Annotated in this window: 11 protein-coding genes; 3 read left to right on the top strand and 8 right to left on the bottom strand. The window is 48.3% G+C overall.

The genetic code is table 11. The features are described from left to right. Window positions 1-5: 5 nt before the first annotated feature. Window positions 6-3,185, top strand: coding sequence for an error-prone DNA polymerase (locus Q0698_RS09575; RefSeq protein ID WP_298636178.1), 3,180 nt, complete (start codon window positions 6-8; stop codon window positions 3,183-3,185). A gap of 101 nt (window positions 3,186-3,286) precedes the next feature. Here the strand turns inward: Q0698_RS09575 and Q0698_RS09570 are convergent, their stop codons facing one another. The 3 genes from Q0698_RS09570 to Q0698_RS09560 form a co-directional block, all read right to left on the bottom strand. Further along, on the bottom strand, window positions 3,287-4,714 hold the full coding sequence (locus tag Q0698_RS09570) for an aldehyde dehydrogenase family protein (protein WP_298636176.1): 1,428 nt from the start codon (window positions 4,712-4,714) through the stop codon (window positions 3,287-3,289). A 22-nt stretch (window positions 4,715-4,736) separates the two neighbouring features. After that, window positions 4,737-5,147: a DedA family protein gene (locus tag Q0698_RS09565; protein WP_298636174.1), complete on the bottom strand. Its 411-nt coding sequence runs from the start codon at window positions 5,145-5,147 to the stop codon at window positions 4,737-4,739. A 75-nt stretch (window positions 5,148-5,222) separates the two neighbouring features. Next, window positions 5,223-5,432, bottom strand: coding sequence for a cold shock domain-containing protein (locus Q0698_RS09560; RefSeq protein ID WP_121876486.1), 210 nt, complete (start codon window positions 5,430-5,432; stop codon window positions 5,223-5,225). A 286-nt stretch (window positions 5,433-5,718) separates the two neighbouring features. Here Q0698_RS09560 and Q0698_RS09555 point away from each other — a divergent pair, with 286 nt between their 5' ends. Beyond that, on the top strand, window positions 5,719-6,258 hold the full coding sequence (locus tag Q0698_RS09555; RefSeq protein WP_298636171.1) for a DUF1415 domain-containing protein: 540 nt from the start codon (window positions 5,719-5,721) through the stop codon (window positions 6,256-6,258). Here the strand turns inward: Q0698_RS09555 and Q0698_RS09550 are convergent. The 5 genes from Q0698_RS09550 to Q0698_RS09530 form a co-directional block, all read right to left on the bottom strand. Next, window positions 6,255-7,016, bottom strand: a complete 762-nt coding sequence (locus Q0698_RS09550; protein WP_298636169.1) for an SDR family NAD(P)-dependent oxidoreductase — start codon at window positions 7,014-7,016, stop codon at window positions 6,255-6,257. The two genes, Q0698_RS09555 and Q0698_RS09550, sit on opposite strands and share 4 nt — an antisense overlap. Then, window positions 7,013-8,185 carry an acetyl-CoA C-acyltransferase gene (locus Q0698_RS09545; RefSeq protein ID WP_298636168.1) on the bottom strand — a complete coding sequence of 391 codons (1,173 nt, stop codon included), beginning with the start codon at window positions 8,183-8,185 and terminating at the stop codon, window positions 7,013-7,015. Before Q0698_RS09545 ends, Q0698_RS09550 begins: the two co-directional genes overlap by 4 nt. A gap of 220 nt (window positions 8,186-8,405) precedes the next feature. Continuing rightward, the gene (locus tag Q0698_RS09540; protein WP_298636165.1) at window positions 8,406-10,286 is read right to left on the bottom strand and encodes an ATP-binding cassette domain-containing protein; all 1,881 of its coding nucleotides are present in this window, start codon (window positions 10,284-10,286) and stop codon (window positions 8,406-8,408) included. 20 nt (window positions 10,287-10,306) lie between these two features. Beyond that, complete coding sequence (locus tag Q0698_RS09535; RefSeq protein WP_298636163.1) at window positions 10,307-10,972, bottom strand: dienelactone hydrolase family protein; 666 nt, start codon at window positions 10,970-10,972, stop codon at window positions 10,307-10,309. Between the two features lie 125 nt (window positions 10,973-11,097). Further along, the gene (locus Q0698_RS09530) at window positions 11,098-11,706 is read right to left on the bottom strand and encodes a riboflavin synthase subunit alpha (RefSeq protein WP_298636162.1); all 609 of its coding nucleotides are present in this window, start codon (window positions 11,704-11,706) and stop codon (window positions 11,098-11,100) included. A gap of 232 nt (window positions 11,707-11,938) precedes the next feature. Between Q0698_RS09530 and Q0698_RS09525 the strand changes: the two genes are divergently transcribed. Next, window positions 11,939-13,330, top strand: coding sequence for an outer membrane protein transport protein (locus Q0698_RS09525; RefSeq protein WP_298636160.1), 1,392 nt, complete (start codon window positions 11,939-11,941; stop codon window positions 13,328-13,330). Window positions 13,331-13,737 lie beyond the last annotated feature (407 nt).

Here is a 13,737-nt window from a genome sequence, read left to right as displayed (position 1 = left end):
TAGCCATGCAATATGCCGAGTTATTTTGCCGTAGTAACTTCAGTTTTCTACAAAGTGCATCACACCCCGAGGAGCTGGTCGATCAAGCTGATGACATGGGCTATGACGCCATCGCCATAACGGACGAGTGCTCGCTAGCTGGTGTGGTAAAAGCCCATGTTGCCGCAAGTCAGCGTGACATTGACTTAGTGATTGGTAGTTATTTTAAGATTGGCGACCATAACACCCCAATTGCCGAACTCATCCTACTTGCTCCTAACAGAGATGCTTACGGTCAGATTTCTGCATTGATCACCAAGGCTAGAAGGCGTTCCGAAAAAGGTCGTTATCAGCTAGAGCTAGAGGATTTACAGCATGGTTTAAAGTCTTGCTTAGCAATATGGTTTGTCAGCTCGGTTAGTCAGCATTGCTACCAACTAGCTCCTGCACTAGCGAAAGCATTCCCCAAAGGGCTCTGGGTGGGTGTGCAATATCACCTTGAAGCGCAGTTCATTGCCCATTACCAACAGTGCTTACACCTTGCTAATGAATATAGTCTCATGATGACCTGTGTCGGCAATGTCCGCATGCACCATGCTGACAGGCAGCCATTACTTGATGTCTTAACTGCTATCCACTACAACACCACGTTGGCTGAACTAGGATTCCAAGCGAGTAAGAACAGAGAATCCGCCCTACAGAGTCTCCAGCAAGTCCATCGGCGTTTTCCTGAAGCGCTTATCAAGGAATCTATTTATATTGCCCAGCAATGTTACTTTTCCTTGGATGAACTACGTTATAACTACCCCGCCGAGTTAGTGCCCCATAGCAAAACACCCAGTGAGTGGCTAAGCGAACTGGTTCACCACGGATGTCAAAAACGGTGGCCTACCGGCACCAATGATAAAGTTATGAAACAAATCAGCTATGAACTCAAAGTCATTCGTGAGCTCAGCTACGAACACTACTTTCTTACTGTTCATGACATCGTCCAATTCGCCAGAAACCAAGGTATTCTGTGCCAAGGACGAGGTTCGGCAGCTAACTCTGCTGTTTGCTATGCGCTCTTCATTACCGAAGTTGACCCAGCGCAGTCAGACTTGCTGTTCGAACGATTTATCTCAAAGGAGCGAAATGAACCGCCCGACATTGATGTGGATTTCGAACACCAACGTCGTGAAGAAGTCATTCAATATATCTACAAAAAATACGGCCGTGACAGAGCTGCGTTAGCAGCCACAGTGATCACCTATCGGCCTCGCAGTGCGATCAGAGATGTAGGTAAAGCCATTGGTCTAGATGCCGTAGTAGTTAATAAACTGGCAAAGAGTCTGGCTTGGTGGGATAGATCTGGCGACTTAGAAAGCCGGCTAAGCGAAGCGAATTTATCAATTCGCTCCCCGATCACTAAGCACTACGCCTTTTTGATTAAGGAAATCCTAGGAATGCCGCGACATTTATCCCAACATGTAGGCGGTTTTATTGTGACCGACGCGCCCGTTTATTCCTTGGTTCCCATTGAGAATGCAGCCATGGAGGGCCGGACGATTATTCAATGGGACAAGGATGACATTGAAGCCCTAGGGCTTCTAAAAATCGACGTGCTGGCCCTAGGTATGTTGAGTGCCATCCAGAAATCTCTCACCGCCATTAATGCTTACAGCCCAAATCCCATCAGCTTGGCAAGTATCCCAGATGACTGTGCTAAAACCTATGCCATGCTCAGCAGAGGCGATAGTATCGGAGTCTTCCAGGTTGAATCGCGAGCTCAGATGAATATGCTGCCGCGCCTTCAGCCGAGTTGCTTTTATGATCTAGTCATTGAAGTGGCCCTAGTAAGGCCCGGTCCAATTCAGGGCGATATGGTGCACCCCTATTTACGAAGACGTCAGGGGTTGGAGCAAATTGATTATGCTAATAAAGCGGTGAAATCAGTTCTAGACAGAACACTAGGTGTGCCCATATTTCAAGAACAGGTTATCAAACTCGCTATGGTTGCAGCGGGTTTTAGCGGCGGCCAAGCCGATCAACTCAGACGTGCAATGGCTAATTGGCGACGCAATGGTGAGCTGGCTAAATTCAAGGAGCCCGTGATTACAGGAATGCTAGAACGAGGGCATAGTCTCGATTTTGCCGAACGCTTATTCCGCCAAATGGAGGGCTTTGGTGACTATGGCTTCCCAGAATCTCACGCGGCTAGCTTTGCGCTTCTCGTGTATATTTCTGCATGGTTAAAGAGCCACTACCCCGCGGCGTTCTACCTCGGCTTACTAAATAGTCAACCGATGGGTTTCTATAGTCCATCGCAACTCTTGCAGGATGCAAAGCGCCACGGCGTAGTCATCCTTCCTATTGATATCAACTGTAGTGACTGGGATTATCAGTTAGAAATTCAAGCTGGGCTCCTACAACAACCAACCTCAACAGAAACTTCACCAGCTAACCCTGGAGATGCAGATCAAGATAGCCCCCAGCCTCCATTACTAAGGGTTGGTTTTCGGCAAATTAAAGGCTTTTCTCAGTCCTCTGCAGAGGAGATTATTAGCCAACGAACTAAGCGGAGTTTCACTGGAGCTAATGACACAAAGAAGCGCTGCCAACTGGCGATTGATCAGCTTGAGAAATTAATCGCTGCCGGTGCTTTCAGTAGGCTTGATGGTAATAAGTATTTGAGTCACTGGTTAGTACAGGGCGTATCTGAAGCGGTACTCAAGCATGACAATATTGAGCGAACTCAGGTTAGCTTTGCGGAGCCATCACAGTGGGAACAACTCGCAGATGATTATCAATATACCGGTATCACGCTAAAGGAACACCCATTAGCCTTGTTACAGCAAACTAGTCCTGTGAGTTGCTGCACGAGCGCTCTGGACAGCTATTCCCTCCACCAGGGTAGATGGGTACAAATTGCCGGCATTGTCAGTTGCCGACAACGCCCAAGCACTGCATCGGGCCTAGTGTTTCTGACATTGGAAGATCACACGGGTAATCACAATGTCATTGTAGAGAAAGCGGTTCAAGAGCGATGCAGAAAGGCTCTTCTTGCCGGTCAGCTACTGCACATCAAAGGGGTAATTGAGCGAGTTGACCCACCGCAATTAAAGCCCGAGGGCGATACCAATACCTTAATTCATATTAAAGCGGGGCATATTAGCGATATCAGCCACTTACTGAATTCAGAGCATCGCTCTCGTGACTTCCACTGAGCAATAGGAGAAATGATATTCAGAATAAATAATTAATTTTTGCAAACTAACTAGGCCGTTTGCCGCCATTCTCAACATGGCAGCAAACCCAAGTAATCTACTTAGAGCTGAATGGCTTTTACCTCAATGAACTCGTGCATCGCTTCACGACCCCACTCTCGCCCGTTACCCGATTGCTTATAGCCACCGAACGGTGCGAGGAAGTTGTACTCTCCACCATTAACATAAACCTGACCGGCACGGAGCTTACGCGCAATGGCTAATCCCGCTTCTTTAGAGCTAGCCCAAACCGCCGAGCTTAAACCGTAGGGCGTGTCGTTAGCCACGGTGATAGCCTCGGCTAGATTTTCATAGGGCAAAATACACGTTACTGGTCCAAAAATCTCTTCGCGCGCGATACGCATCTGATTATTAACCTGGGAGAATACTGTTGGCGCAACATAGAAGCCCCTGGAAAACCCAGCAGGCCGATCAACACCACCTGTCAGTAACTCCGCACCTTCATCAATTCCGAACTGAATATAGTTCAACACGGTATTACGCTGCTGAGCCGAACTCATTGGTCCTAAAAATGCCTCTTCGTCGGTCGGTTCGCCAACCTTCAGGCCATCAACATAGGCTTTTGCAACCGCATTAGCTTCCGCCAATCGAGAGGCCGGTACCAGCAGGCGAGTCAATGCGGTACAAGTTTGGCCGCTATTAAACATTACGTCTCCCATGGCATATTCCACTGCCCCAGCAAAATCCTCAGCGCTGAGGTCTTCGGTAATGATCATCGGTGACTTTCCGCCAAGCTCTTGGCATACACGCTTTACCGAAGGCGCCGCTAACTCTGCAATGCGAACACCCGCACGGGTAGAGCCGGTGAAAGACACCATATCAACCTCAGGATGGACACACATCGCCTCACCCACCACAGGACCAAGCCCAGATACAAGATTGAAAACACCAGCCGGCACACCAGCTTCGTCCATAATTTCAGCAAGAAGGAACGCATTAAGCGGCGTGACCTCGGACGGTTTGACGACCATGGTGCAACCCGCAGCCAGTGCGGGTGCTACCTTACCAACGATCTGTAACAGCGGATAATTCCAAGGATTAATGAATGAACAAACGCCAATAGCCTCTCTCACAATCAGGCTATTTCCCTGCTCCTGATCTTCATCCATCATCGAACAAAAATCGGCGTACATGCGCATACCAACGATGGGCTCTTCACTCTGAACCTCTTTCGCGTGAGCGATGGGTGAACCTAATTCCGATGAAATAACGGCCGCAATTTCGTCGACTCGTTGATCAAGAAGGTCTGCAACGCGACGGATAATAGCTGCCCGTTCCGTTGAAGGCGTATTGGACCAACTCTCGAAGGCACCGCGTGCTGCCATGACCGCATCATGAACATCCTGTGCATTTCCCTCTGGGACCGTCGCGATCTCAGCTTCGGTGGCCGGGTTAATCACCGACGTCAAAGCTTTTGAATGGGAACCTACCCAAGCACCATTGATATAAAACTGACTATAACTCTTCATAAAACTCTACCTACAACGATTTCTACCAGGCAAAATATACCGCCATGAGTGCCAAATAACGCCCAAGCTTTGCTACGGCAACTAACGATATTGTCTGCCAGAACGAGAGCTTAAACCAGCCCGCTAAACCAGGAAAGGCATCACCTATTATCGGTAACCATGACAATAAAAGTGTCCATTTACCGAAGCGGTTATAAAACTCCGAGGCCCTAGGGGAACTGGGTTTTAGCTTAAATCCTAACTTGCCATCACGCGCGAGCCCTGCCAACAACCAGGTTAACATTGCACCAAGAGTGTTACCCGAGGTAGCGACGATGAGAACAACAACGGGACTAAGCTCATCATCCAGCGCAGCAATAAAGACCACCTCTGAAGCAAACGGGAATATACTCGCAGAGATTAGCGCACTGAAGAAAAGACTTAGTAACAGCATAAAAAAACGGCCGCATTAGCGACCGTTCCGTGATTCCACAACGACCGATAGGTCGCGTATCGCTCGAATTTAGAATTAAGCAGGAACAACGCTCTCTGCTTGAGGGCCCTTTGCGCCATTGGTAACGGTCATAGTTACTGGCTGCCCTTCGGTAAGTGTACGACGGCCCGTACCCTCAATGGAACTGTAGTGAACGAAAACATCCTTTTCGCCTTCACGCTCGATGAAACCAAAACCTTTTTCGTCATTAAACCACTTAACGGTGCCTGTTAGCTGCTCGGCCATACTCTCTATATCCTTATTTCTGCCCTAAAACGGGTAATCTTGAATCCATGGGCGCCTACCCAAAGCTCTGTAAGTAATTGATACTTACATTAGTAAAAAGACTATCTAAAAATCAATGCTTAAACAACAATTCGAAACGAAATTATCTCGTAAATTCGAAAAATAACGTAAACTGGCTAGTTATCGTACAGTTAAAAGTCCAATTGTCAGGCCAAAGCCTGTTGGTAGCAGCGCAAGGCAATGAATTCCCGTTATAATGACGGCATTAACTGAAAGGAATAATTCTGTGAAGTCAGCGCTTGAAGCTACTAAAGATTGGTTAGAGGGTGCCGTCATTGGCCACAATTTCTGTCCATTCGCTCGCCGTGAATTTGTGAACAATCGGATCAAGTTCTCTATCGTGGAAACGGAGGTTGGTCTTGAAGAGGCGCTTGAGCGCTTGGTTGATGAATTACGTGCGCTAGACGAAAGTGACATTGAGACGACGCTGCTGGTCTTTACGGCTGACTTTAAACGCTTTGATGTTTTTATAGATCTGATGGAGCTGGGCGATCAACTTATCGATGCACTGGAATATCGCGGCATCTACCAATTGGCACACTTCCACCCAATGTATCTCTTTGACGGCGAAGCGCCCGACGCCGCAAGCCACTTCACCAACCGTTCGCCCTATCCAACCCTACACCTGCTTCGCGAAGCCAGCTTAGAAAACGTATTGAAGGACAAAACCGAAAGTGACGATATTGTTGCTGCTAATATCGCCACCTGCGAACAATTGGGGAACGCAGCGCTACAGAATGCGCTGCACCACTACAAAGAAGGCTAAGGCAGCCTCATGGCACCATCAATACGAAGTGTTGACCCATTCATTAGTCGGTTAGCAATGAGAAACACAACCGCATCGGCAAACTCAGCAGGCGCTCCCAGGCGTTTCGGAAACTGAGTCACCGCTAATAATGGAGCAAGGACTTTTTCATCGGCCTCCATAAGCATTGGCGTTGCCATTACCCCCGGCGCTACCGTGTTGACACGAATACCAACACTGGCGAGATCTCGAGCTGCGGGAAGCGCTAGCGAAACGATAGCACCCTTACTAGCCGAATAAGCCGTCTGCCCTTTCTGACCATCAAAGGCGGCTACACTTGCGGTGTTAATCACCACCCCACGTTCATCATCATCTAGGGCGTCGTAACTTGCCATACGCGCAGCAACAAGACGCATCACGTTGACAGTACCGATTAAATTAATATCGATCACCCGTTGAAACGCCTCAAGATCATAGGGGCCTTTTCTACCCACTAGCTTTGCTGCACCAATTATTCCAGCGCAATTTATGACCCCGCGAACTGGGCCGCCGAAGTGCTCCGCCGCGTCTAGCGCAGTATTTACCGATGCCTCGTCACAGACATCACAACAAATACCTTTTACCGCACCAGAGAATTGCGCCTCAAGCGCCGCCAAAGCCTGTTCGTTGATATCTAGCCCGGTGACCTTCGCGCCCTCTGCAACGAGACGTTCGACCGTTGCGAGTCCAAGCCCACTTCCGGCACCCGTCACCAAAAAATGACTATGTTTGATAATCATCCGTCCAACCTCTCAATCAATGTCGCGTTGGCCGTGCCGCCGCTCTCACAAATAGCAACCAAGCCGAAGCGTGCCTTACGTCGCTCTAATTCGCAAAGCAAGGTGGCTATAAGTTTAGTGCCGGTAGCGCCTAATGGATGGCCTAGGGCAACACCGCCGCCGTTTACGTTTAGCTTGTCCATTGATGCGTTCAATTCTCGAAGCCAAACCAGTGGTACCGGAGCAAATGCTTCGTTAACCTCATATAGATCAATATCATCAATTGAAATCCCCGCCTTCTCCAGTAGTTTTTTGGTAGCAGGGATCGGGCCGGTAAGCATCTTAATTGGGTCGTCTCCAGCAATAGCCATAGTATGCACCACCGCACGAGGAGTTAAGCCATAACGTTTAACAGCAGCTTCCGACATCACTAACACCGCCGAGGCGCCGTCAGTAATCTGCGACGCATTGCCTGCAGTGATGGCACCATTGCTAATTGGTTTAAGGCCCGCTAACCCCTCTAGGCTGCAGGTATCACGAATACCTTCATCGCGCTGAAGGTCTATCCCTAGTGACGGATCAATATAAGGAACGATTTCACGGTCGAAATGACCGGCGTCGCGAGCTTTAACTGCACGTTGATGAGACAGCACGGCAAAGGAGTCAATCTCTGCCCGACTCAACCCCCACTCTTCCACGATGAGCTCGGCGCCAATGGTTTGATGAAACCAATCAACTCCGTAATTAGCGTTAATACCCTGAGCACTATAAGGCTGTCCGTGTCCTGCCGCTTTGCCGTCAGCAACGTTTGCTCCAATTGAGACAAGCGACATTGATTCAACACCGCCAGCGATAACGATATCTTGAGTACCGGACATAACCGCCTGAGCCGCAAAATGCAGAGCCTGCTGAGATGAGCCACATTGACGATCTACCGTAACAGCGGGAACACTCTGAGGGATTAGCTTACTGGCTAGTACGGCGTTTCGCGCTAGGTTATTCGCCTGAGCGCCAACTTGCGTGACACAGCCAAAAATCACATCATCGATGGCTTCGGCATCAAGTTTGTTGCGTTCAACTAACGCATCCAGCACATAGGCACCTAAATCAACCGGGTGGACTACTGAGAGCGAGCCATTGCGCTTTCCGCCAGGGGTACGAATAGCATCGACTATATAAGCCTTAGACATAAAAAATACCTTGTTGTTTTTATTTAAGCATATTTTAGCTTTCTAATTGCCTTTCAGTGTAATTCCTAAATGTTGTTCCGTAAAGAAGTTAGCCGCTGAAAGTTCTTTTAATACCTTCTTTACGGCTACAAAAATGCCGCTTCAGAGAGCGGCATTGTGTTAACGGCAACAGCTAACAGCGGTCAAATCGCAAACCAGCTACTAGTGACCGAACTCAACTTTAGTCGGCGTCCAATTCCATCCAGCGTTCTAGGGCTTCATCAAGCTTAGCCTGAACCACGCTGATTTTTTCGAACAGTTCTGTTTGCTCTGCGACGTCACGATCATAGAACTTAGGGTCAGCGACAACACCTTCTAATTCCGCAATCTCAGCTTCCAGCGCCTCAATAATACCCGGCAGTTGCTCTAACTCGCGTTGTACTTTGTAGCTTAGCTTCTTAGCAGGTTTTGCCTTCGGCTTGGTTTCCGCTGGTGTCTTAGTAGCAGCCGACTTGGCGGGACGTTGCTTCGCTACGCTCAAGGTACCGCCTTGACGGATCCAATCATCGTATCCACCAACGTACTCTCTAACTTTGCCACTACCATCCAACGATATCGTTGAGGTGATCACGTTGTTCATAAAGGCACGATCGTGTGAGACCAGTAACAAGGTACCTTCAAAGTTCAGTAAAATTTCCTCTAACAGTTCGAGTGTTTCTAGATCCAAGTCGTTGGTTGGCTCATCGAGGACCAGTAAGTTAGCAGGCTTTGAGAATAACTTAGCGAGGATTGCACGATTCTGTTCACCACCACTCAGTGCACCAACCGGAATGCGGAGACGTTCAGGAGAAAAAAGGAAATCCGAAAGATAGCTAATACCATGACGCTTATGTCCATTTATCTCAATAAAATCTCGACCTTCACAGACGTTTTCTACTAGGTTCTTAGTCGGATCTAAGCTCTCACGAAGCTGATCAAAGTAGGCAACCTCAATCTTCGTGCCCAATTTTACGGAGCCCGAGTTCGGCTGAATTTTGCCTAATAACAATTTAATGAGCGTTGATTTCCCCGCGCCATTAGCACCAATGATACCAATTTTGTCGCCACGCATGATGACGGTACTGAAGTTGTCGATAATGGTACGGCCATCGTACGCAAGGCTAACGCTTTCAAGCTCGCTTACAATCTTACCGGACCGATCAGCTCCTTCCACTGAGAAGGTGGCCGATCCCTGTCTTTCTCGACGTTGCATACGCTCATCGCGCATAGCCTTCAGTGCGCGAACACGACCTTCATTACGTGTACGACGGGCTTTGATGCCCTGACGAATCCAGACTTCTTCTTGCGCCAACTTCTTATCAAACAAATCATTAGCACGTTCTTCTGCCGCAAGTTCAGCTTCTTTATGGTTCAAGAACCCCTGATAACTGCCTTCCCAGGCAATCAGGCTACCGCGGTCTAATTCAATAATGTTATTGGCAATTTGCTGGAGAAACTCACGATCGTGAGTGACGAATAACATTGCCCCACGAAAATTCTGTAACTGCTCCTCAAGCCACTTGATTGCTTCGATGTCTAGATGGTTAGTCGGCTCATCAAGAATGAGAATATCTGGCTCTACAACCAGTGCCTGCCCCAAAGCCACTCGCCTACGCCAGCCACCTGACAATTCTTTCATCAAACTGTCAGCGTTCAGTTCTAGCTGCGATAACACAGTACTCACTCGATTTTCAACAGACCAACCGTCTAAACTATCGATCTGCGCCTGAACCTTTGCAAGCTCATCAAAATCAATATCATCCTGCGCGGTTAAACGATGAAACTGTGCGAGCAAGTCCCCTACCGGATGAAGTCCTTCCGCGACAACCTCATAAACGGTCTTATCGTCCGCGTCAGGTAATTCCTGAGAAAGCGTGGCAATTTTAGTTCCTGGACGAACCCAATAATCGCCCGAATCAATAGTGTTGGTACCATTGATTATCTTTAGCAAACTCGACTTACCGGCGCCGTTGCGCCCTAGGAGACCAATCTTTTGGCCGCGGAATAGCTGAAGATCAACTTGATCAAGAAGAACGTGGGTACCGTACGCAAGCGAAGCTTGGTCGAGGCGAAGTAATGGCATAGTGACCTACAAAAACGAAATTAGTTGAGGCGCGACGCAAGAAAACTCAGTGTGCGATTCCAAGAATCAGCGGCGTATTCACTATTATAGTGGTTACTCCAGCCCAGAGTGTCTTTAACGTCGAAGCCGTGTGCGGCGCCTGCATATGGGACTATGTCGATAAACTGGGCGCTCGAGTGCGCCTGTAACAGATCATAGCAAGGTTCGATGGCGGTGATTGTATCAGACTCTGCTAAGAACACGAGCAAATCACTCTGCTTCTGCCAATCGCTGCGAGCACGGTTAGGAAATTCACAAAATGGGTAATAAGCTACTACCGCTGACGGCGTGCGGTGATCAGGCCAATAGCCGGTATAGGTCTCCAATGCCGCCCACGCACCGTGAGAAAAACCGATCACCGCGAATTGACTTAGATCGGCACGCGGGTCCTCAGCAACAATATCCATCGCTGCAGCGAGGTCATTCAATCGCTCTCCCGCCCAAAGCTCACGGCCACTGCATACCTTGGACACATCTACGTCACGAGCACCAAAACTGTCTATTGCAACCGCGTAATAGCCTGCCTCGCTCAACAATATTAAACGTTCTTCGCGAAGCCAGTCCCTCTCTCCGCCACAACCGTGCATCAAGAAGACTACCGGAGCTGACACCTCATCGGGGCTCTCTACATAGATATGCGGCCGCATAGACTCTAGCCACGTAGCGGAGTCATATTTAGGCGGGAACAACGCTGAATGTAAATACGATACTGCTAGCAAGCTCGGGATAATGAGTACTAATGATAGAATGATGATAAGGCGTTTTAACATAACTAAGACAAATTCCGTGAGGCGAGCACTCGCTCAACTGTGTTGACGATAGCCTGAGTCTGGCGATCAATCTCTACATTCGTTAGCCGCCCAACCTTCAAGATCCCATGGGTAGTCTTCTTGAGGGTATCTGGAATGTACGCCACGCTGAAGCGATCTGCCTCCACGTCCACAATAGTCAAACTGCAACCATCTAGCGCAACAAAGCCCTTAACAAACAAATATTTACGAAGCGTCTCCGGCAGTGCATACCAGACTTTTACTGCATTCTGTTGCTGATCAATGCTAAGGATCTTTACTGAAGCATCGATATGTCCTGAGACAACATGGCCGCCAAGCTCTTGCCCCATCTTAAAACTACGCTCGGTATTGACACAGTCGCCAACCGAGAGTTCTCCAAGGTTCGTTAGGCGCAAGGTCTCCTCGATGGCATCGAAGACTACCCCTTGATCACTCCAAGAAACAACACTTAAACACACGCCGTTAATCGCAACGGAAGCACCTTGCTCTAATCCCGAGCGATTACTCAGCGCCACCGTATATCGGTAGATCCGATCGATTATTTCGATGTCTATAACCTTATCGTAGCCTGAGACAATTCCACTAAACACTTCTTTTCACCTAAATTGCTAACATCTTAGTGCTTAGCTTATCGTCATTTGCCATCAAATTAAATGTCATTCAGAGCAAAAAGCGCCACCTTCAGGGATTTTTAGACTAAACTGATGAATGACCAATTATGGACGTGAGGTCACAAATAAAGTTGACCGTTGACGACAAAACCTTAGACTGCGCAAGCAATTTACAGCACCACCCTAGTGGTACAAAGGGAGAATCACAAATATGAACATGAAGAAAATTTCAACTGCTATAGCACTTACTACCTTAAGCTCAGGTTCCTTAGCTGCAGGCTTCCAACTAGCCGAACACTCCGCCGCAGGCCTAGGTCGCGCCTTCGCTGGTGAAGGCGCAGTTGCAGATAGCGCGGCAGTAATTGCTCGTAACCCGGCAGCTATGTCTTTGTTCAAAACAGTTTCGTTAAGCGGCGGTATTTCCTATGTTGATCCAAACGTTAACATTGAAGGCACAAATACTTTCATCACCACATCAGGCCTGCAATCCATTGAGGCAAACGCTGATGATGTAGCGCCTGCAGCAATTATCCCTAATGCTTATATCATTGTTCCCCTCAATGACAAATGGGCGTTCGGTCTAGCCCTAAACTCGCATTTTGGTCTTAAGACTGATTACCCTACTGATTTCGAAGCATCGGAATCAGCCGGTGTTGCAGATATCGCAACGTATAACATTAATCCTCAAGTGTCTTACCGTATCAACGACATGATCACGTTAGGCGCCGGCGTTAGCGTTATCTACGGACACGCTGAGTTCGGCGTAACTAACTCTCAGGCGTCTCAAGCTAACATTAGCGCCAGTATCTACCAGAGCACCTACGCTGCCGGTATCGCACAGGGACTAAACCCGATTCAGGCAGCTGCACAGGCAGCAGCAGTAACCGGTGCGGCCACTCCAGAAGTGGGTACCGAGCTTGCGCATGTTGAAGGTGATGGTTGGACTTGGGGGTATAACCTAGGGGTAATGCTCGAGCTTACTGAGAACACTCGCCTCGGCTTAACATACCGCTCCGAGATCGATATGGAATTTGAAGGCGATCTCGACGGCTGGTCTCCTGACAAGCTCAACCCGCCGACTAGCTATGATGGCTCATACACCTCCTCAGGCACAGCTCAGATTGATCTTCCCAGCATGATAGAGTTGTCTTTACACACTTATCTAACCGATTCGATTAGCATGCAGGCAAGCTGGCAGCAAATTGGCTGGAGTAGTTTTGAGACGCTAGAAGTTGAACTCGACAACGGTGACCCAAACCTAGTACTTGCCAAAAACTACTGGGATGATACCAACCGTTACGCAGTTGGCTTCGGTTACGACATGAATAGTGCACTCACCTTCCGTGTCGGCTACGCGCTTGATGAAAGTCCAGTCGGCGATACCTACCGGAATCTTGCAATTCCTGACTCTGAACGAACCTGGATTACTGCGGGTATGACTTGGAACCTTTCAAATAATTCATCGATGGATTTTGGTTTCGCTCGCGTTACCGGTGCGGACGCAACCATCGATTACACAAGCTCTACAGCAACCGTATATAACGGCGAAATTGCGAAAGGTGACGCTAACATCGCTTCAGTATCCTACAACTATAGCTTCTAATTTAGCACATAGTTAACACTAGAAGGCGGCTCTCGGGTCGCCTTTTTTTTGTCCCTAAATCAATCTAAAAACCAAAGTTTGCTCCAACCTTGCAGAGCAAAAAAATTCTTTCAATATATCGATTGTCCGTAATTTGACGACAGTCTGCTTCCTAGAGGATTGAAAGTCATCTGAATTCCCACCCAGGCCAAGGAATCGAGATGTCCGCATCATCCCAATTCGATTACAAAACGACACTATCTTCCTTCTTGAGCTAGCCCAGCAGTTTTCAACTGCACTCACGCGTTAATGAAACCGGTATCAAGGCTCCATCTAAGACTTGGTCAACACTAATTTTAAGTGAGAGCACGTAAAAAAATCGTTGATCGTAAAGCGTGAGTTCGAGACAAAAAAATACCCCGCTAAAC

It is taken from the genome of uncultured Umboniibacter sp. (assembly GCF_947497555.1).
Taxonomy (GTDB): domain Bacteria; phylum Pseudomonadota; class Gammaproteobacteria; order Pseudomonadales; family DSM-25080; genus Umboniibacter.
Note: the sequence above shows the minus strand (reverse complement) of the source record. Positions and strands in the feature narration are given on the sequence as shown.

Coding starts and splice junctions, on each gene's coding strand:
- Q0698_RS09545 (WP_298636168.1), bottom strand. CDS start 8,185: ATGTCTAAGGCTTATATAGTCGATGCTATTCGTACCCCTGGCGGAAAG.
- Q0698_RS09570 (WP_298636176.1), bottom strand. CDS start 4,714: ATGAAGAGTTATAGTCAGTTTTATATCAATGGTGCTTGGGTAGGTTCC.
- Q0698_RS09550 (WP_298636169.1), bottom strand. CDS start 7,016: ATGATTATCAAACATAGTCATTTTTTGGTGACGGGTGCCGGAAGTGGG.
- Q0698_RS09575 (WP_298636178.1), top strand. CDS start 6: ATGCAATATGCCGAGTTATTTTGCCGTAGTAACTTCAGTTTTCTACAA.
- Q0698_RS09560 (WP_121876486.1), bottom strand. CDS start 5,432: ATGGCCGAGCAGCTAACAGGCACCGTTAAGTGGTTTAATGACGAAAAA.
- Q0698_RS09540 (WP_298636165.1), bottom strand. CDS start 10,286: ATGCCATTACTTCGCCTCGACCAAGCTTCGCTTGCGTACGGTACCCAC.
- Q0698_RS09535 (WP_298636163.1), bottom strand. CDS start 10,972: ATGCGGCCGCATATCTATGTAGAGAGCCCCGATGAGGTGTCAGCTCCG.
- Q0698_RS09565 (WP_298636174.1), bottom strand. CDS start 5,147: ATGCTGTTACTAAGTCTTTTCTTCAGTGCGCTAATCTCTGCGAGTATA.
- Q0698_RS09525 (WP_298636160.1), top strand. CDS start 11,939: ATGAACATGAAGAAAATTTCAACTGCTATAGCACTTACTACCTTAAGC.